Source organism: Pantoea sp. R13S299 (genome assembly GCF_048515925.1).
Classification (GTDB): Bacteria; Pseudomonadota; Gammaproteobacteria; order Enterobacterales; family Enterobacteriaceae; genus Pantoea.
In genome coordinates, this window is sequence record NZ_JBLYEF010000008.1 from 11,418 (window position 1) to 31,614 (window position 20,197).

Below are 20,197 nucleotides of genomic sequence, written 5' to 3' on the forward strand. Positions count from 1 at the left end.
GTTAAGGTTATCTGACCAGGGCCGGTTCCCTCCTCTTGCCGGCCCTGCTTCTTCCTGTCGCTATGCGGGAGAAGAAGCGGAAGTCTGTGTCTCATGTTCGCACGATAGCATGGCACGTTCGACAGCCGCACCCACCAGCGCCAGCGCCTGTTCAGTCTGCTCGTTGATCGGCAGCCCGTAGTTTAAGCGCAGGCAGTTACGGTATTTACCCGACGCTGAAAACAGTGAGCCTACGGCAATCTGAATTTTTGACTCGCGCAGTTCGCGGTTAAGCCGGACCGCATCAAACGCTTCGGGGAGTTCTATCCACATCAGAAAGCCGCCCTGAGGACGGGATACGCAGATGCCGCAGGGAAAGTAGTGGCGTACCCAGCAGCTAAAGGTTTCATAGTTACGATGATAGATTTGCCGCATCCGGCGCAGATGGGGCTGATAATGGCCCTGGCGGATAAACTCGGAAACCGCATGCTGCGGCTGTGTGGCGGTGGAGCCTGTGACGATATATTTCATGTGCAGCACGCGGTCGCGATAGCGGCCAGGTGCAACCCAGCCGACGCGCAGACCTGGCGCCAGCGTTTTGGAAAAGGAGCTGCACAGCAGAACCCGGCCATCGAGATCCAGCGCTTTAATCGTGGAGGGGCGCGGGTATTCCCAGGCTAACTCACCATAAACATCATCTTCAATCACGGCGGCATCAAACCGCTGCGCCAGCGCCAGCAATGCCCGCTTACGCTGTTCGGGCATGATGAACCCCAGCGGATTATTGCAGTTCGGCACGACAACGACGGCTTTGATCGGCCATTGATCAAAGGCCAGTTCCAGCGCTTCCAGACTGATGCCGGTGACCGCATCCGTCGGAATCTCAATGGCACGAATGCCAAAGCCGCGCAGAGTTTGCATGATGCCGTGAAACGATGGCGACTCAACGGCAATGATATCGCCCGGCTCGCAGACTGCCCGAACGGCGACCGATAACGCTTCATGGCAGCCGGTAGTAATCACAATGTCATCGGCATTCAGTTGGCAACCGCTGTCTATTGCCAGTCGTGCAACCTGTTGCCGCAGCGCGAGAACACCATAGAGGTTGTCATAATTCAGCAGCGCCATGTCCTGCTTCTGCGCCTGCCGGCTGAAGGCTTTCCACAGTGGTTTAAGAGTCGGCTGGGTCAGGTCGGGCATGCCGCTGCCCAGTTGCAACACATCATCTTCCAGACGACTGTTAATCAGCTCCAGTACCGCATCCCACTGCGTCACCTCAACCGGCCGCTGTGCAGGACGGGTCAGCGCAGGCATCGGTGGAGTCGCTTTGCGCGAGGCGACAAAATATCCGGAGCGCGACTGCGGTGTGATCATCTGCTTCTCTTCCAGCAGATGATAAGCCTGCTGTACGGTGCTGATGCTGACGCCATGTTCGGCACTCAGACTGCGTACCGAAGGCAGCCGCTCACCACTGCGATATAAACCCTGTTCAATGCGCTGAGCCAGCAGTGTGGCCAGATGTTCATATCGGGTCATTGTATTTCCTCTGGCTCAGATGGTGAGCATTAACCAGTACAGTTATGCTTCTTTTTTACCATTCAGATCTCTGTGACTGCAATCTGTATGTTAAAAAAAGGTGTTTTTTGCATCTGTATCATACAGAGCGTTCCGCTGAAAATAGTTCTCAGACACTTCACTGAGGGCACTATCATGGGATATGACGAGAACCGCACAACTAAACCGTTTACAGGCACGCCTTACCAGCTGGTTCGTTACCTGTGGCGCAGTTATAAGCGCTGGCAGCTACGGCGTGAGACGCGCGTCATCCTGTCAAAGCTGAGTGACAGTCAGCTGAAAGACATTGGTCTTGGCCGCAACGACTGGAATGCCTGAATCAGAGACAAAAAAAAACCCTGCCGAGGCAGGGTTTTTATCAGGTAAAGAACGATTAATCGTTTTTGTTGCCGCCGAGACCGGCGTTCAACAGTTCAGCCAGACTGGCTGAGGCTTCATCCGCAGTAACCTGCGGTGCAACCTGAACTTCACCTGCCGCTTTGCGGCGCATACGATCCTGATGGTACGCATAACCGGTACCGGCAGGGATCAGACGACCCACGATGACGTTCTCTTTCAGGCCGCGCAGTTCATCGCGCTTACCTGCTACTGCTGCTTCGGTCAGGACACGTGTGGTCTCCTGGAACGATGCTGCAGAGATGAACGATTCGGTAGCCAGTGACGCTTTAGTAATACCCAGCAGGTCACGCATGAAGGTTGCGCCAACTTTTCCGTTCGCTTCCAGATCACGGTTAGAGATCTTGATGCGAGAGAATTCAGCCTGCTCACCTTCCAGGAAGTCTGCACTTCCTGCGCTCACGATGGTTGCTTTACGCAGCATCTGACGAACGATGACTTCGATGTGCTTATCGTTAATCTTAACGCCTTGCAGACGGTAAACTTCCTGCACTTCGTTAGTGATGTAACGGGTCACCGCATGCACGCCACGCAAGCGCAGGATGTCATGTGGAGACTCTGGGCCATCGGAAACCACGTCACCGCGCTCAACACGTTCACCTTCGAATACGTTCAGCTGACGCCATTTCGGAATCATCTCTTCGTACGGCTCGCTACCATCCAGCGGAGTAATCACCAGACGACGCTTACCTTTAGTCTCTTTACCGAAGGAGATGATGCCGCTGATCTCCGCCAGAATAGCTGGCTCTTTCGGACGACGCGCTTCGAACAGGTCAGCAACGCGTGGCAGACCACCGGTAATATCCTTGGTACCGCCAGATTCCTGCGGAACACGCGCTAACGTGTCACCAGCACTGATCTTAACGCCATCTTCCAGCTGAACAATCGCTTTACCTGGCAGGAAGTACTGAGCCGGCATATCGGTGCCCGGGATCAGAACGTCGTTGCCATTGGCATCAACAATTTTCAGCGCAGGACGCAGATCTTTACCGCCCGCAGTACGTTCAGCACTGTCCAGAACCACCAGCGAAGACAAACCGGTTAAGTCATCTGTCTGACGGGTAATCGTCTGGCCATCAACCATGTCTGTGAAGCGAATGAAACCGCCCACTTCGGTGATGACTGGCATGGTATGCGGATCCCAGTTTGCGACGGTTTCGCCCGCTGCAACCTGCTCACCATCACCTTTCGCCATGGAAGAACCATAAGGAACTTTATAGCTCTCTTTAGTACGACCAAATTCGTCGATCATTTTCAGTTCAACGTTACGCGAGGTGATCACCAGCTTGCCTGCCGAGTTCGTTACGGACTTAGCGTTGGTCAGCTTGATGGTACCTTTGTTCTTCACCTGAATGCTGGATTCAGCAGCCGCACGTGATGCCGCACCACCGATGTGGAACGTACGCATCGTCAGCTGTGTACCTGGCTCACCGATGGACTGTGCCGCGATAACACCGATCGCTTCACCTTTGTTGATGATGTGACCACGTGCCAGGTCGCGACCGTAGCAATGCGCACACACACCAAAGTCGGTTTCACAACCTACTACTGAGCGGACTTTCAGGCTGTCAACTGAGTTCAGTTCCAGCACGTCACACCAGTGCTCATCGAGCAGCGTGTTGCGTGGGACCAGAATATCAGCAGTACCCGGCTTCAGAACGTCTTCAGCGGTCACACGACCCAGTACACGCTCACGCAGTGGCTCTTTAACGTCGCCACCTTCGATGACAGGCGTCATCATGATGCCTTCGTGTGTACCACAGTCATCTTCAGTAACAACCAGATCCTGTGCAACGTCAACCAGACGACGTGTCAGATAACCGGAGTTCGCTGTTTTCAGTGCGGTATCCGCAAGACCTTTACGAGCACCGTGGGTTGAGATGAAGTACTGGAGTACGTTCAACCCTTCACGGAAGTTCGCCGTGATTGGTGTTTCGATGATGGAGCCATCTGGCTTCGCCATCAGACCACGCATACCGGCCAGCTGACGAATCTGTGCTGCAGAACCACGCGCACCGGAGTCAGCCATCATAAAGATGCTGTTAAAGGAAACCTGGCGCTCTTCTTCACCGTCGCGGTTAATCACGAGTTCGGTAGAGAGGTTTTCCATCATCGCCTTGGCAACACGTTCGTTGGCTGCTGCCCAGATATCGATGACTTTGTTGTAACGTTCGCCTGCGGTTACCAGACCAGACTGGAACTGCTCCTGGATCTCAGCCACTTCAGCTTCCGCTTCGGTGATGATTTCCACTTTCTTCTCTGGAATAACCATGTCGTCGATGCCGACTGACGCGCCTGAACGGGCAGCGTAAGCGAAACCGGTGTACATGGTCTGGTCAGCAAAGATAACGGTCGGCTTCAGGCCCAGAATGCGGTAACAGGTGTTAAGCATTTTGGAGATAGCTTTTTTGCCCAGCGCCTGGTTAACGATAGAGAAAGGCAGACCTTTCGGCACGATCATCCACAGGATGGCGCGGCCAACAGTGGTATCGATGATGCTGGTTTTAGCAACCCACTCATCCTGCTCATTTTTCTCGTGTTCGGTGATACGCACCTTAACGCGAGCATGCAGAGAGGCGAGGCCAGCGCGATAGATACGCTCAGCTTCTTTCGGGCCAGTCAGCACCATGCCTTCGCCTTTGGCGTTAACACAGTCACGGGTCATATAATACAGACCCAGTACAACGTCCTGTGAAGGAACGATGATTGGCTCGCCGTTCGCAGGTGACAGGATGTTGTTAGTCGACATCATCAGCGCACGCGCTTCCAGCTGGGCTTCCAGCGTCAGCGGTACGTGAACAGCCATCTGGTCACCATCGAAGTCGGCGTTATAGGCCGCACAAACCAGCGGGTGCAGCTGGATCGCTTTACCTTCGATCAGAACCGGTTCAAAGGCCTGAATACCCAGACGGTGCAGCGTAGGCGCACGGTTCAGCAGAACCGGGTGCTCACGGATTACTTCGTCGAGGATATCCCAGACAACCGCTTCTTCGCGCTCAACCATTTTCTTCGCGGCTTTGATGGTGGTGGCCAGGCCACGCAGTTCCAGCTTGCCGTAAATGAACGGTTTGAACAGTTCGAGTGCCATTTTCTTAGGCAGACCGCACTGATGCAGACGCAGGTATGGACCAACGGTGATAACCGAACGACCAGAATAGTCGACACGTTTACCCAGCAGGTTCTGACGGAAACGACCCTGCTTACCTTTGATCATGTCAGCCAGCGATTTCAGCGGACGCTTATTGGAACCGGTGATTGCACGACCGCGACGACCGTTATCCAGCAGTGCATCGACCGCTTCCTGCAACATACGCTTTTCGTTGCGCACGATGATATCTGGCGCAGCCAGATCCAGCAGGCGCTTCAGACGGTTGTTACGGTTGATCACGCGACGATAAAGATCGTTCAGATCCGACGTTGCGAAACGGCCGCCATCCAGTGGTACCAGCGGACGCAGATCCGGTGGCAGAACAGGCAGCACGGTCAGGATCATCCACTCTGGCTTGTTGCCAGACTGTACAAACGCTTCCAGCAGCTTGATGCGCTTGGTCAGTTTTTTACGTTTGGTTTCGGAGTTGGTTTCGTTCAGCTCTTCACGCAGCTGCTCGCACTCCTGCTCCAGATCCATGTTTTTCAACAGGGCCTGGATCGCTTCGGCGCCCATTTTGGCGTCGAACTCGTCACCGAATTCTTCCAGAGCGTCAAGGTACTGCTCTTCAGTCAGGATCTGACGCTTCTCGAGGTTGGTCATGCCACCTTCGATTACCACGTAAGATTCAAAGTAGAGCACGCGCTCGATGTCACGCAGTGGCATATCCAGCAATAAGCCGATACGCGATGGCAGTGACTTCAGGAACCAGATGTGCGCAGTCGGCGACGCCAGTTCAATGTGGCCCATACGCTCACGGCGTACTTTAGTCTGGGTCACTTCAACGCCGCACTTCTCACAAATCACACCACGGTGTTTCAGGCGCTTATACTTGCCGCACAGGCACTCATAGTCCTTTACCGGCCCGAAGATACGGGCACAGAACAGACCATCGCGCTCTGGCTTAAAAGTACGGTAGTTAATGGTTTCTGGCTTTTTCACTTCACCAAAAGACCAGGAACGGATCATGTCTGGCGAAGCCAGCGCAATTTTGATCGCATCAAACTCTTCGGTCTTAGTTTGCGCTTTCAGAAACTTAAGTAAGTCTTTCACGGATTAGCTCCCGTCGGAGTGAGACTCAGAGGGCGTCCAACCGAAATTGAACGCCCCGTAACCAGTACAATTGCGAGCGCTTTAAACCCTGCGCTATCAGGCGGCGGCGAACCGCAGCCTGAAAAGGGGTTACTCGTCTTCCAGCTCGATGTTGATACCCAGCGAGCGAATCTCTTTCAACAGTACGTTGAAGGATTCCGGCATGCCCGGTTCCATCTGATGGTTACCGTCAACGATGTTTTTATACATCTTGGTACGGCCGTTGACGTCATCAGACTTAACGGTAAGCATTTCCTGCAGGGTATACGCGGCACCGTATGCTTCCAGTGCCCATACTTCCATCTCACCAAAGCGCTGACCACCGAACTGTGCCTTACCACCCAGCGGCTGCTGAGTAACCAGGCTGTAGGAACCGGTAGAACGTGCATGCATCTTGTCATCAACCAGGTGGTTGAGTTTCAGCATGTACATGTAGCCAACGGTAACCTGACGTTCGAACTGCTCACCGGTACGGCCGTCAAACAGGGTAATCTGACCGGAAGAAGGCAAGCCGCCGAGCTGCAGCAGCTCTTTGATTTCGCTCTCTTTCGCGCCATCAAACACCGGAGTGGCGATTGGCATACCTTTCTTCAGGTTCTCAGCCAGACGAAGTACTTCGTCATCGGAGAAGGTGTTCAGGTCAACTTTCTGACGCAGATCGCTACCCAGGTCATAGGCGCGCTGGATGAATTCGCGCAGTTTCGCGACGTCTTCCTGCTTCTTCAGCATGGCGTTGATCTTCTCGCCGATGCCTTTCGCTGCCATACCCAGGTGGGTTTCCAGAATCTGACCGATGTTCATACGCGATGGTACGCCCAGCGGGTTCAGAACGATGTCAACCGGCGTGCCGTTTTCATCGTAAGGCATATCTTCGATCGGGTTGATCTTAGAGATAACACCTTTGTTACCGTGACGGCCTGCCATTTTGTCACCCGGCTGAATCTGACGCTTAACGGCCAGATAAACCTTAACGATTTTCAGCACGCCTGGTGCCAGATCATCGCCCTGGGTGATTTTACGACGCTTACCTTCGAGTTTTTTCTCAAACTCGTGCTTCAGTTCGTCGTACTGCTCTGCCAGCTGCTCCAGCTGGTTTTGCTTGGCTTCGTCAGTCAGACCCAGTTCCAGCCAGCGCTCGCGCGGCAGCTTGTCCAATTTGTCTGCTTCAACGCCACCAGAAATCAGTACGTTCTGGATACGGCTGAACAGGCCCGCTTCCAGAATCTGCAGTTCTTCAGACAGGTCTTTCTTGGCCTGCTTCAGCTGCATCTCTTCGATTTCCAGCGCACGTTTGTCTTTTTCCACGCCATCGCGGGTAAAGACCTGAACGTCGATCACGGTGCCTGACACGCCATTCGGTACGCGCAGTGACGAATCTTTCACGTCAGAGGCTTTTTCACCGAAGATAGCGCGCAGCAGTTTCTCTTCTGGCGTCAGCTGGGTCTCACCTTTCGGCGTTACCTTACCAACCAGAATGTCGCCACCGGTCACTTCAGCACCGATGTAGACGATGCCTGACTCATCCAGTTTAGAGAGAGCAGCTTCACCCACGTTCGGGATATCAGCGGTGATCTCTTCCGGCCCCAGTTTGGTGTCACGCGACACGCAAGCCAGTTCCTGAATGTGGATAGTCGTAAAGCGATCTTCCTGAACCACACGCTCGGAGACCAGGATGGAGTCTTCGAAGTTGTAGCCGTTCCACGGCATGAACGCTACGCGCATGTTCTGGCCCAGTGCCAGTTCACCCAGATCGGTGGACGGGCCATCTGCCAGCACGTCGCCGCGCTCAACCGGCTCACCCAGAGAAACACATGGCATCTGGTTGATGCAGGTGTTCTGGTTAGAACGGGTATATTTGGTCAGGTTGTAAATGTCGATACCGGCTTCGCCAGCATGCATTTCGTCTTCGTTAACTTTGATAACGATACGTGATGCGTCGACGTACTGTACGGTACCGCCACGTTTCGCAACGGCGGTAACACCGGAGTCAACAGCAACAGCACGTTCCATACCGGTACCAACCAGCGGCTTATCAGCACGCAGAGTCGGAACGGCCTGACGTTGCATGTTCGCACCCATCAGGGCGCGGTTGGCGTCATCGTGTTCCAGGAACGGGATCAGGGACGCACCGACAGAAACGATCTGTTGGGTCGAAACGTCCATGTAGTCAACCTGATCGCGGCTGAACAGACTTGATTCGCCTTTGCTACGGCAGGTGACCAGGTCATCAACAAACGCGCCGTTATCATCAAGAGGGGCGTTCGCCTGAGCGATAACGTAGTTACCCTCTTCGATAGCAGAGAGGTAATGAATCTCGTCAGAAACCAGACCGTCGATAACACGGCGATAAGGCGTCTCAAGGAAACCGTACTCATTGGTCTGTGCATAAACAGACAAGGAGTTGATCAGACCGATGTTCGGACCTTCAGGGGTTTCGATTGGGCAGACACGACCGTAGTGCGTTGGGTGTACGTCACGCACTTCGAAGCCGGCACGCTCACGCGTTAAACCACCCGGGCCGAGAGCAGAGATACGACGTTTGTGCGTAATCTCTGACAGCGGGTTGTTCTGATCCATAAACTGAGAAAGCTGGCTGGAACCGAAGAACTCTTTCACCGCAGCCGAAATCGGCTTCGCGTTGATCATGTCCTGAGGCATCAGGGTATCAAGGTCGCCCAGTGACAGACGCTCTTTAACCGCACGCTCAACACGGACCAGACCGACACGGAACTGGTTCTCAGCCATTTCACCGACTGAACGAATACGACGGTTACCGAGGTGGTCGATATCATCCACTTCGCCTTTACCGTTACGGATGTCGATCAGCTTCTTCATCACTTCGATGATGTCGTCTTTGCTCAGGATGCCTGAACCTTCGATTTCATCGCGCAGTAATGAGCGGTTGAACTTCATACGGCCGACAGCAGAAAGATCGTAACGATCTTCAGAGAAGAACAGATTCTCGAACAGGTTCTCTGCTGCTTCGCGTGTTGGCGGCTCACCGGGACGCATCATGCGGTAGATCTCAACCAGTGCGCTCAGACGATCGCTGGTTGGGTCAACACGCAGGGTCTCAGACATATATGGACCGTGGTCCAGATCGTTGGTGAACAGCGTTTCGATGCGCTTGTGACCGGACTGGCTCAGTTTAGCCAGCAGATCCAGTGACAGTTCCATGTTCGCTGCAATAATCAGCTCACCGGTGCTCTCATCGATGTAGTCTTTAGCGACCACTTTGCCCGCAATATATTCAACCGGAACTTCGATGTGCTGAATGCCATCTTTTTCCAGCTGACGGATATGGCGCGCGGTAATACGGCGTGCTTTTTCGACGTAGACGGTGCCGTTCGCTTCGATATCGAAGGTTGCGGTTTCACCGCGCAGGCGCTCAGGCACCAGCTCCATCTGCAGCTTGTTGTCACGGATTTCAAACACCACTTTCTCGAAGAAGATATCGAGGATCTGAGGTGTAGTGAACTGTAACGCGCGCAGGATGATAGTGGCCGGCAGCTTACGACGACGGTCAATACGGACAAACAGGTTATCTTTCGGGTCAAACTCAAAGTCGAGCCATGAACCGCGGTAAGGGATGATACGTGCGTTGTACAGCACTTTACCCGATGAGTGGGTTTTACCCTTATCGCTATCAAAGAACACGCCAGGACTACGGTGCAGCTGAGAAACGATAACGCGTTCGGTACCATTGATAACAAAGGTACCGTTGTCGGTCATGAGCGGAATTTCGCCCATGTAGACTTCTTGTTCTTTAATGTCTTTTACGGTGCCTTCTGGCGCTTCGCGCTCATAGACCACCAGACGCAGTTTCACGCGCAGCGGTGCCGAATAGGTCACGCCACGGATCTGACACTCTTTCACGTCAAAGACAGGTTCACCCAGGCGATAGCTGACATACTGCAACTCAGAGTTGCCGCTGTAGCTCGCAATAGGGAATACAGAGCGGAATGCAGCTTCCAGTCCGTACTGACCTTCTGGATCTTGCTCGATAAACTTCTGGAACGAGTCGAGCTGGATGGAAAGGAGATAAGGTATGTCCAGAACTTGCGGACGTTTACCAAAATCCTTGCGAATACGTTTTTTCTCGGTATAGGAGTAAACCATAGGGTTCCTCAGCTAGCTGACAAGTCGACCCACGCTGTCCGTCCTGACAGGACAGTTCATGCAACACGATTTTGTTTGATTCACTGGCTGCGCGGCAGCAGTGCAATACCTCTTTCTATCACGCTTAAATCATTTCATCGCTTTTGAGAAGGCAGGGAACCCGCACAGGAAAGCGGTATATTAAGTCGTCGATAGAGAAAGATATTGAAGAGTAACAATGGACAAACAGTGTGAAACCCCATTGAGACCCTGTAGCGCAAAAAGGCTGGTGACCAAAAAGTCACCAGCCATCAGTCTGAAACTACTCAGACTGCAACCCGAAGGTTGTCTTACTTAACTTCAACTTCAGCGCCAGCTTCTTTCAGAGCAGCTTCAAGTGCAGCTGCGTCGTCTTTGCTGATTGCTTCTTTGATCACGCCAGTTGCTTCAACCAGATCTTTGGCTTCTTTCAGGCCCAGACCAGTTGCAGTACGTACGGCTTTGATTACTGCGACCTTGTTCGGGCCAACAGCTTTCAGGACTACGTCGAATTCAGTTTTTTCTTCAACAGCTTCAGCCGGGCCAGCAGCAACAGCTACAGCAGCAGCAGCAGAAACGCCGAATTTTTCTTCCATTGCAGAAACCAGCTCAACAACTTCCATTACGGACATCGCTGCAACAGCTTCCAGAATTTGGTCTTTAGTAATAGACATGACAATTGTTCCTAAGAATCAGAAAAAGTTTATACGTAAGCAAGTACGAAGGAAAGAATATGGCCTTAAGCCGCTTCTTTTGCATCGCGTACAGCAGCCAGAGTGCGGACCAGTTTGCCGGCAGCGGCTTCTTTCATGGTCGACATCAGACGTGCCAGTGCTTCTTCGTAGGTCGGCAGCGTTGCCAGACGGTCAATATTGGCCGCCGTGATCAGCTCACCTTCAAAGGCTGCAGCTTTGACCTCAAATTTTGCATTCGCTTTCGCGAAATCTTTGAACAGACGAGCAGCAGCGCCCGGGTGTTCCATAGAATATGCAATCAGGGTCGGACCAACAAACGTGTCTTTCAGGCACTCAAACTGAGTTCCTTCAACGACGCGGCGCAGCAGGGTGTTACGAACAACACGCATGTAAACGCCAGCTTCACGGCCTGCTTTACGCAGTTCGGTCATTTTATCAACGGTAACGCCACGGGAATCCGCAACAACCGCTGAAAGCGCACCTTTGGCTACTTCGCTGACTTCAGCAACAATCGCTTGTTTGTCTTGAAGATTTAATGCCATTAGCTTTTGCTCCTGGATTTGACCGGGAAAGGATTTCCCCGGAACTCACTTCACTTACTTACCCCAAGGGGTAATAAGCGCTCGAACACGGTGAGCAGAATCCAGCTAAGAAAAAATTCTTTTGGTTCTGTCACCGTCTACGCAGGGTATTAAGCGGAATATCCGGAGATAAACAGCTCCTGCGGTCTTGGACGGAGGCCAGGATAAGGCCTGGCTCCAACCTAAATTCTGTGTGACGCAGCAGAGTCAGAGGGAAAGGCGATAAACGCAACAGTCAGTTCTGGCTCTCTGGTGTCCTGTTCTGTTAATAACAGAACAACGGGCGTAAGATTCTAGGTGAATTTTTCGCCCGTTTCAAGCAGCAATTAGTTTGCTGTTGCGTTCAGACCAGCCTGGTCAACGGCAACGCCGGCGCCCATGGTGGTTGAAAGGCTGACTTTCTTGATGTACACGCCTTTCGCCTGAGATGGTTTTGCTTTTTTCAGCGCAACCAGCAGAGATTCCAGGTTTTCTTTCAGTTTGTCAGCGTCAAAGTCCACTTTACCGATGGTAGTGTGGATGATGCCGTTTTTGTCGTTACGATAACGAACCTGACCTGCTTTAGCGTTCTTAACTGCTTCAGCAACGTTAGGGGTTACAGTACCCACTTTCGGGTTTGGCATCAGGCCGCGTGGGCCCAGAATCTGGCCTAACTGGCCAACAACGCGCATTGCATCCGGAGAAGCAATAACAACGTCAAAATTCATTTCGCCTTTCTTGATCTGATCAGCCAGGTCTTCCATGCCTACCAGCTCAGCGCCTGCTGCTTTAGCAGCTTCAGCGTTTGCGCCCTGGGCGAAGACAGCAACACGTACTGAACGACCAGTACCGTGTGGCAGAACGGTCGCGCCGCGAACGTTCTGATCAGATTTACGTGCATCAATGCCGAGGTTGACAGCAACGTCAACGCTTTCAACGAACTTGGCAGTAGCCAGTTCTTTCAGCAGAGCAACAGCTTCAGTAATGTCATACTGCTTAGTCACGTCAACTTTGTCGCGAATTACGGTCATGCGCTTGGTCAGCTTAGCCATTTCTTAGTCCTCTACTACCAGGCCCATGGAACGAGCAGTACCTTCGATTGAGCGAGTCATCGCTTCAACGTCAGAACCAGTCATGTCCGCAGCTTTGGTTTCTGCGATTTCACGTACCTGAGCACGAGTCACTTTACCGACTTTATCTTTGTTCGGCTTACCAGAACCAGACTTGATGCCCGCTGCTTTTTTCAGCAGTACGGCAGCCGGAGGCGTTTTGGTAATGAAAGTAAAAGAACGGTCGCTGTATACGGTGATAACAACTGGAGTCGGCAGACCTTTTTCCAGAGATTCGGTCTTAGCGTTGAACGCCTTACAGAATTCCATGATGTTAACACCCTGCTGACCCAGAGCTGGACCAACCGGTGGACTTGGGTTCGCCATACCAGCTGCAACCTGCAGCTTGACGTAGGCTTGGACTTTCTTAGCCATGATATTTCCTCAATTGGGTTATAGCGCCTGTAAAGGCTCCCCGTGATAACGATTTATCCGCTGTTGCCAGCGCATAAAAACAAAAGGCGCGAAATTGTAGTTAAATTTCGCGCCTGCTGCAACAGCTAATTTGTGAGCGGAAAGAGGTTAACCTTTCTCCACCTGACCGAAGTCGAGCTCAACCGGTGTTGCACGACCAAAGATGGACACGGAAACCGTCAGGCGGCTCTTCTCGTAATCCACATCTTCAACCACACCGTTAAAGTCAGCAAATGGACCGTCATTAACGCGAACCATTTCACCTGGCTCAAACAGCGTTTTCGGACGAGGCTTGTCGCCGACCTGCTGCAGACGGTTCATGATCGCATCAACTTCTTTATCGCTGATAGGTGCAGGACGGTCAGATGTACCGCCGATGAAACCCATCACGCGTGGGACGCTGCGTACTAAATGCCAGCTGGCGTCATTCATCACCATCTGAACCAGTACGTATCCCGGGAAAAACTTGCGCTCGCTCTTACGACGCTGGCCACCACGGATTTCAACGACTTCTTCAGTCGGAACCATGACTTCGCCAAATAGCTCTTCCATGTTGTGCAATTTGATATGCTCGCGCAGCGATTGGGCTACGCGGCCTTCAAAACCGGAAAACGCCTGTACGACGTACCAGCGTTTCTTTGGAGCTTCAGACATCTCAGAACCTCAGGCCAGTGATAAACGATACCAGACGGACCAGAATACCATCCAGCCCCCACAAAATCAGTGACATCACGGCAGTAACCGCGGCAACGATTAAGGTGGTGTGCAGCGTTTCCTGGCGGGTTGGCCAGATAACCTTACGCATTTCTGTTCTTGCTTCACGAGCAAAAGCCACAGTCGCTTTGCCTTTGGTCGTTAAAAGCGCAATGCCGCCAGCCGCTGCAATCAGTACAACTACGGCTAATGCACGCAGTGGCAATGACACATCACGATAGAGGTAGTTACCTACAATCGCTGCAAGCAGCAGTAACACAACTACTACCCACTTTACCGCTTCCAGGCCACGCCCGCTCCCTTGAGCTTCGGTATTCGCACTCATAAACCAACCTGCCACAATAATTCAGAAACAATTCTGCCCCGCAGTGCGAGGCGTCCAAACCGAATGAGCTTTTGGGGCGTAACTCGGTATCCAACGCCGCATTACAGAGCCTGTCTCAGCAATGATTATGATTCAAAAAATCACTGATGAGCCAGGTTCTATGAAACAGCGTGCAAAAAGGGCATCAAATGATGCCCTTTCCGTGTGCATTGCGTCAAACGTTATCGGTAATTATAAGATAACTTTAGCAACAACACCCGCGCCAACGGTACGGCCACCTTCGCGGATTGCGAAGCGCAGACCTTCGTCCATTGCGATTGGGTGGATCAGGGTAACAACCATTTTGATGTTGTCGCCTGGCATTACCATTTCAACGCCTTCTGGCAGCTCTACTGAGCCGGTCACGTCAGTTGTACGGAAGTAGAACTGTGGACGATAGCCTTTGAAGAACGGAGTATGGCGACCACCTTCGTCTTTAGACAGAACGTAAACTTCTGACTCGAACTGGGTGTGCGGCTTGATTGAGCCTGGCTTAGCCAGAACCTGGCCACGCTGGATGTCTTCACGCTTGATACCGCGCAGCAGAACACCACAGTTTTCGCCTGCCTGACCCTGGTCCAGCAGCTTACGGAACATCTCAACACCGGTACAGGTTGATTTCACGGTATCTTTGATACCAACGATTTCAACTTCGTCACCGACTTTAACGATGCCGCGCTCAACACGACCGGTAACAACGGTACCACGGCCAGAGATTGAGAATACGTCTTCGATTGGCAGCAGGAACGGCTTATCGATTGCACGGATTGGATCCGGGATGTAAGTATCCAGGTGTTCAGCCAGTTCGATGATTTTCGCTTCCCACTCAGGAACGCCTTCCAGCGCTTTCAGAGCAGAACCACGAACGATTGGGGTGTCGTCGCCTGGGAAGTCGTACTGTGACAGCAGGTCACGTACTTCCATCTCTACCAGCTCCAGCAGCTCTTCATCATCAACCATGTCGCACTTGTTCAGGAACACGATGATGTAAGGAACGCCAACCTGACGACCCAGCAGGATGTGCTCACGGGTCTGTGGCATCGGGCCATCAGTCGCAGCAACAACCAGGATCGCGCCGTCCATCTGCGCAGCACCGGTGATCATGTTTTTCACATAGTCGGCGTGGCCTGGGCAGTCAACGTGAGCGTAGTGACGTGCAGCAGTCTCATACTCAACGTGAGCAGTGTTGATGGTGATACCGCGGGCTTTTTCTTCAGGCGTGCTGTCGATCTGATCGAATGCACGAGCCTGGCCGCCGTTGGTTTTAGCCAGTACGGTAGTGATAGCTGCAGTCAGGGTGGTTTTACCGTGGTCAACGTGACCGATGGTGCCCACGTTTACGTGCAGTTTGTTACGTTGAAATTGCTCTTTAGCCATCGCTAGTCCCTCTAAGACACGGATATATCAATGATATCATCACATTAACCAGGCAATGCCTGACTGCAAGGAAGTTACAGAGAAAATCAGGAGGGAGATTAAAGGAAGTGGTGCTGATACCCAGAGTCGAACTGGGGACCTCACCCTTACCAAGGGTGCGCTCTACCAACTGAGCCATATCAGCACATCTGGAGCGGGCAGCGGGAATCGAACCCGCATCATCAGCTTGGAAGGCTGAGGTAATAGCCATTATACGATGCCCGCATCCTGGAACTCGGCTACCTGTTCTTTCTGTAGCTTGCAGATAACAAAGAATGTTTCTCTGCTACCTACTGCCTGTCAGCGGAGCTGACCGACTTTGACTTCGCTAACGCTCAGTCTGAATTCAGGGTGATAAATGACTCACCTGACAGATAAACAGGTTGTTTATCTGTACTCAACCGTGAGGTTGAGATGGTGGTGGGAGAAGGATTCGAACCTTCGAAGTCTGTGACGGCAGATTTACAGTCTGCTCCCTTTGGCCGCTCGGGAATCCCACCTACTTGATGGTGCCGGCTACCGGAATCGAACTGGTGACCTACTGATTACAAGTCAGTTGCTCTACCAACTGAGCTAAGCCGGCATCAAGTGGAGCGCATTCTAGGAAGGTCGGGCTCTGGATGCAACTAAAAAATCGCTTATTTTTTTCTATCGCCTACTATTTGTGCAAATCATCGCATTTTGACGTTTTTGTGAAGAATATTTGTGCAATCTGGCCCTGTTTTCACAGGATTCACAACACTGCGCTGTAGCCTGAGGTCTCTCTGCACACCGCATTTCAGAAGATAAATGATCCGCCAGCCGCTTTTTTATTTTGCGCTTTTGTACTGAGTGATGATTTTTCGACCCGTTCTGCGTCATTTTTATCATGCGCCGCTGGTTTTCTATAGAAAGCGAAGCCATTTTTGTCAGGCACAAGCTTCAGGTGGCGCGGCGATGGCCCCAAATAAGACCGCTGAAATGCCTTTATAAGGTGCGTTCTTTTTCGAAATTATTCTGGAGACGTATTAAATGTGTACCCTATCAGCCTCGCTATACGCCCTTATAGCAGCATGATGTTATTCAGGCGTCTGGCTGAATGTTCAGAGCAGATTAAAGCCGCACATTCGCTGTGATGGGCTGTAACATCATAAACAACGATAAAGCTGCCATAATTGAAGGTATCAAGACGTTTTGTGGGTATGCCGACGAAAGCGTGATCACGTTTATCTTTTTACTTCTGTTAAAAGCCATACTGGTGATACCCTCCAGCCCATTGTTCTCACTGATAAACCAGCGATTCGTGATTCATTTCACCTGTGCTGTCCTGCTTATCGGATAACACGCGGTTGATAGCAATGAATTTGCGGTCAGATGCATGCTTATGGATAAAACGACCCCCCTGACAACGCCTTACTTAGAATTCACTCGTGAGCAGTGGGCTGCATTACGTGATTCTGTTCCTATGACGCTTTCAGAGGAAGAGATTGCGCAGCTGGAGGGCATCAACGAGGATCTCTCGCTGGAGGAGGTAGCAGAAATCTATCTGCCACTTTCGCGTCTGCTTAATTTCTATATAAGTTCGAACGTTCGCCGACAGGCTGTACTGGAGCAATTTCTGGGCACCAATGGCCAGAAAATTCCCTACATCATCAGTATTGCGGGTAGCGTAGCCGTCGGTAAAAGTACGACTGCACGTGTACTGCAGGCGTTGCTCAGCCGCTGGCCTGAACATCGTAAAGTGGAATTGATCACGACGGATGGCTTCCTTCATCCTAATGCCGTTCTGAAAGAGCGCGGTTTGATGAAGAAAAAAGGCTTCCCGCAATCCTATGACATGCACCGGCTGGTCAATTTCGTCTCCGATTTGAAATCAGGAGCCAGTCAGGTGACTGCGCCGGTCTATTCACATCTGATTTATGATGTCATTCCTGATGGCGATAAAGTCATACAGCAGCCTGACATTCTTATTCTGGAAGGTCTGAATGTATTGCAGAGTGGCATGGACTATCCCCATGACCCACATCATGTCTTTGTTTCAGACTTCGTCGATTTTTCTATCTATGTCGATGCAGAGGAAGACCTGCTGCAAAGCTGGTATATCAATCGATTCCTGAAATTCCGCCAGGGTGCATTTACCGATCCGGACTCCTACTTCCACCATTATGCCCAACTCTCAGAGGCGGAAGCGGTTGAGATAGCAGGCAACTTGTGGAAAGAGATTAACTGGCTCAACCTGCAGGAAAATATCCTGCCGACGCGTGAAAGGGCCAGCCTGATTATGACCAAAAGTGGCAATCATGCGGTCGATAAGGTTCGCCTGCGCAAATAGCTGCTGTAATAAAAAAGCCTGCATCAGTGCAGGCTTTTTTGATCAGACAGGACGCAATGATATTTCCCCGCCCACCCAGGCTTTTATTTCCCCATCCTGCTCCAGCAATAAGCCCCCCTGACTGTCAACGCCCCGCGCAATACCATGCACTTCACGTTCGCCAATGAGCAGCTTAACAGGCCGGTTAATGAAATTATCCAGTGCCGCCCAGCGCGCGATGAAGGGGGTTAGTCCCTCATGTTCAAACAGTGGCAGGGCTTCGCGCAGACTGTTGATCAGACACGCAGCCAGCTCATTGCGATTCACCGTTACACCGGCTTCCTGCAGGTTAATCCAGCCCTGATTAATCTGTGATGCATCGGCTGTGCGCATCGCCAGGTTAATGCCCGCACCAATAACGATCTGCGCAGCATCCCCGGTTTTCCCGGTCAGTTCGACCAGGATACCTGCCAGTTTGCGATCGTTGAGGTAAATATCATTGGGCCATTTTACGCGGACATCATCCGCCCCCAGTGCGCGTAATGTCTCAGCCATGATAATACCAATGACCAGGCTAAGGCCCATCGCCGCAGCAGGTCCCTGCTCAAGACGCCAGTACATAGACATGTAGAGGTTCGCGCCAAAAGGGGAGAACCATTGACGTCCGCGGCGGCCCCGACCTGCCTGCTGATATTCAGCGATACAGGCGGCACCTGATTGCAGGTCGTGCATGCGATCCAGCAGATACTGGTTTGTGGAGTCAATCACCGGGATAACGGAGACATTGCCCTGCGCAACCTGAGAAAGGATTACCTGCTCATCCAGCAACTGCATCGGCGCAGACAGGCTGTAGCCCTTCCCTGTCACGGTGTAGACGTCAAGGCCCCAGCTTTTTAACGTCTGGATGTGCTTGTTTATGGCTGCCCGACTCATACCCAGTGTTTCACCCAGCTGCTCGCCAGAATGAAACTCACCATCAGATAAAATATCGACCAGCTTTAGCGGGACATTGTGGTCTTTCATGCGATTACCCCGACAGCGTTGCACTCGCCCTGCGCCTGAATAAAGCGGACTTCAGGCTCCAGCCAGACATCAAATTTTTCACCCACCTTCGCACGCACGGTTTTTGCCAGCGCAACGATATCGTCAGGTGTGGCATTCTCAGCGTTTATCAGCACCAGAGCCTGTTGCTGGTGAACGGCGGCACCGCCGATGCGATACCCCTTCAGCTGGCACTGATCGATAAGCCATCCTGCTGCCAGCTTGGTTTCACCATTCGGCATCAGATAATGTGGCATAGCAGGAAAATGAGCCAGCAGGGCGTTGCACTGCGCCTCTGTAACGACAGGATTTTTGAAGAAGCTACCTACGTTACCGGTGACTTTTGGATCCGGTAACTTGCTCTGCCGCATCTGGCACACCGCATGATAGACATCCCAGGCATTGGCCGTCACCGGATTGAGCGTTTTCAGGTCGCCATAGGTTAATACGGGCTGCCACTGCTTAGGCAATACTATCCCCACCGCGACGATGACATAGCCTGACTGGTAGCGATGTTTAAAAATGCTGTCACGATAACCAAATTCACAGGCTTCACGATTAAGACGCTCTGTCTCCCCCCTGTGCAGGTTAAGCACATCCACATATTCGCAGACATCTTTTAATTCAACACCATAGGCGCCAATGTTCTGAATCGGTGCCGAGCCGGTCATCCCGGGGATCAACGCCAGGTTTTCGAGGCCGGTGATCCCTTTTTCCAGCGTGCTTTTAACCAGTTGATGCCAGTTCTCACCTGCCCCGACATGCAACTTCCAGCACTCAAATTCATCCTGAATTTTGATGCCTTTGATGCGGTTGAGCACCACAGTGCCGGCGAAATCTTCCAGAAAAAGGACATTGCTGCCTTCACCAAGCACGATGAAAGGCGTTTGATCAAGCTGGCTGGCCTGCCATGCAGCCAGAATGGCGGCTGGCGTCTCAGCAACAATGCGTTTCTGTGTATGTACTTCAAGCCCAAGCGTATTGTCGGCTTTTAAGGAGGGATGCTGGCTGGACATTTGACGGCCTTCACTGAGTTATCTGGCCGTAGTTTACCGTATCGGAGAGGGGTTCTCAGGCTGTTTTCGGGGATTATGACGAGGTTTTTCACGATCTGCAGACGTAAAAAAGCCCCGCACTTCCGTGCGGGGCTTCTTCACTGATTTAATGCCTGGCAGTTCCCTACTCTCGCATGGGGAGACCCCACACTACCATCGGCGCTACGGCGTTTCACTTCTGAGTTCGGCATGGGGTCAGGTGGGACCACCGC

14 protein-coding genes, 4 tRNA genes and 1 rRNA gene are annotated in these 20,197 nt (G+C 52.2%); 2 read left to right on the forward strand and 17 right to left on the reverse strand.

What is annotated here, in order from left to right:
* Positions 1 to 60: 60 nt before the first annotated feature.
* Positions 61 to 1,515, reverse strand: a complete 1,455-nt coding sequence (locus tag ACN1CO_RS22230) for a PLP-dependent aminotransferase family protein (RefSeq protein ID WP_419140711.1) — start codon at positions 1,513 to 1,515, stop codon at positions 61 to 63.
* Positions 1,516 to 1,689: 174 nt separating this feature from the next.
* Here ACN1CO_RS22230 and ACN1CO_RS22235 point away from each other — a divergent pair, with 174 nt between their 5' ends.
* Complete coding sequence (locus tag ACN1CO_RS22235) at positions 1,690 to 1,872, forward strand: DUF1127 domain-containing protein (protein WP_419140712.1); 183 nt, start codon at positions 1,690 to 1,692, stop codon at positions 1,870 to 1,872.
* 55 nt (positions 1,873 to 1,927) lie between these two features.
* Here the strand turns inward: ACN1CO_RS22235 and rpoC are convergent, their stop codons facing one another.
* The 13 genes from rpoC to ACN1CO_RS22300 form a co-directional block, all read right to left on the reverse strand.
* Positions 1,928 to 6,151: a DNA-directed RNA polymerase subunit beta' gene (rpoC, locus tag ACN1CO_RS22240; protein ID WP_419140713.1), complete on the reverse strand. Its 4,224-nt coding sequence runs from the start codon at positions 6,149 to 6,151 to the stop codon at positions 1,928 to 1,930.
* A gap of 129 nt (positions 6,152 to 6,280) precedes the next feature.
* Positions 6,281 to 10,309, reverse strand: coding sequence for a DNA-directed RNA polymerase subunit beta (gene rpoB, locus ACN1CO_RS22245; protein ID WP_010261046.1), 4,029 nt, complete (start codon positions 10,307 to 10,309; stop codon positions 6,281 to 6,283).
* 329 nt (positions 10,310 to 10,638) lie between these two features.
* Positions 10,639 to 11,001: a 50S ribosomal protein L7/L12 gene (rplL, locus tag ACN1CO_RS22250; RefSeq protein WP_008927142.1), complete on the reverse strand. Its 363-nt coding sequence runs from the start codon at positions 10,999 to 11,001 to the stop codon at positions 10,639 to 10,641.
* 65 nt (positions 11,002 to 11,066) lie between these two features.
* Complete coding sequence (gene rplJ / locus ACN1CO_RS22255) at positions 11,067 to 11,564, reverse strand: 50S ribosomal protein L10 (RefSeq protein ID WP_003848098.1); 498 nt, start codon at positions 11,562 to 11,564, stop codon at positions 11,067 to 11,069.
* Positions 11,565 to 11,929: 365 nt separating this feature from the next.
* On the reverse strand, positions 11,930 to 12,634 hold the full coding sequence (gene rplA / locus ACN1CO_RS22260; RefSeq protein WP_419140714.1) for a 50S ribosomal protein L1: 705 nt from the start codon (positions 12,632 to 12,634) through the stop codon (positions 11,930 to 11,932).
* 3 nt (positions 12,635 to 12,637) lie between these two features.
* Complete coding sequence (gene rplK / locus ACN1CO_RS22265; protein WP_006121495.1) at positions 12,638 to 13,066, reverse strand: 50S ribosomal protein L11; 429 nt, start codon at positions 13,064 to 13,066, stop codon at positions 12,638 to 12,640.
* A gap of 147 nt (positions 13,067 to 13,213) precedes the next feature.
* A complete protein-coding gene (nusG, locus tag ACN1CO_RS22270) occupies positions 13,214 to 13,759 on the reverse strand; it encodes a transcription termination/antitermination protein NusG (protein ID WP_013359732.1) in 546 nt (181 codons plus the stop codon).
* Position 13,760: 1 nt separating this feature from the next.
* A complete protein-coding gene (gene secE / locus ACN1CO_RS22275) occupies positions 13,761 to 14,144 on the reverse strand; it encodes a preprotein translocase subunit SecE (RefSeq protein WP_008927141.1) in 384 nt (127 codons plus the stop codon).
* A 231-nt stretch (positions 14,145 to 14,375) separates the two neighbouring features.
* Entirely contained in the window at positions 14,376 to 15,560 is a 1,185-nt protein-coding gene (gene tuf / locus ACN1CO_RS22280; RefSeq protein WP_283546556.1) for an elongation factor Tu, read from the reverse strand.
* A 108-nt stretch (positions 15,561 to 15,668) separates the two neighbouring features.
* Positions 15,669 to 15,744: transfer RNA gene (locus ACN1CO_RS22285), tRNA-Thr, on the reverse strand.
* 5 nt (positions 15,745 to 15,749) lie between these two features.
* Positions 15,750 to 15,824 (reverse strand) — tRNA-Gly (locus ACN1CO_RS22290).
* 190 nt (positions 15,825 to 16,014) lie between these two features.
* A tRNA-Tyr gene (locus tag ACN1CO_RS22295) sits at positions 16,015 to 16,099 on the reverse strand.
* A 7-nt stretch (positions 16,100 to 16,106) separates the two neighbouring features.
* Positions 16,107 to 16,182 (reverse strand) — tRNA-Thr (locus ACN1CO_RS22300).
* 780 nt (positions 16,183 to 16,962) lie between these two features.
* On the opposite strand from ACN1CO_RS22300, the gene coaA reads away from it, so the two are divergent.
* Complete coding sequence (coaA, locus tag ACN1CO_RS22305) at positions 16,963 to 17,910, forward strand: type I pantothenate kinase (RefSeq protein ID WP_419140715.1); 948 nt, start codon at positions 16,963 to 16,965, stop codon at positions 17,908 to 17,910.
* Positions 17,911 to 17,952: 42 nt separating this feature from the next.
* Here the strand turns inward: coaA and birA are convergent, their stop codons facing one another.
* The 3 genes from birA to rrf form a co-directional block, all read right to left on the reverse strand.
* Positions 17,953 to 18,912, reverse strand: a complete 960-nt coding sequence (gene birA, locus ACN1CO_RS22310; RefSeq protein ID WP_419140716.1) for a bifunctional biotin--[acetyl-CoA-carboxylase] ligase/biotin operon repressor BirA — start codon at positions 18,910 to 18,912, stop codon at positions 17,953 to 17,955.
* Entirely contained in the window at positions 18,909 to 19,946 is a 1,038-nt protein-coding gene (murB, locus tag ACN1CO_RS22315) for a UDP-N-acetylmuramate dehydrogenase (RefSeq protein ID WP_419140717.1), read from the reverse strand. Before murB ends, birA begins: the two co-directional genes overlap by 4 nt.
* A 150-nt stretch (positions 19,947 to 20,096) precedes the next feature.
* Positions 20,097 to 20,197 (reverse strand): 5S ribosomal RNA (gene rrf, locus ACN1CO_RS22320); the annotation flags it as partial.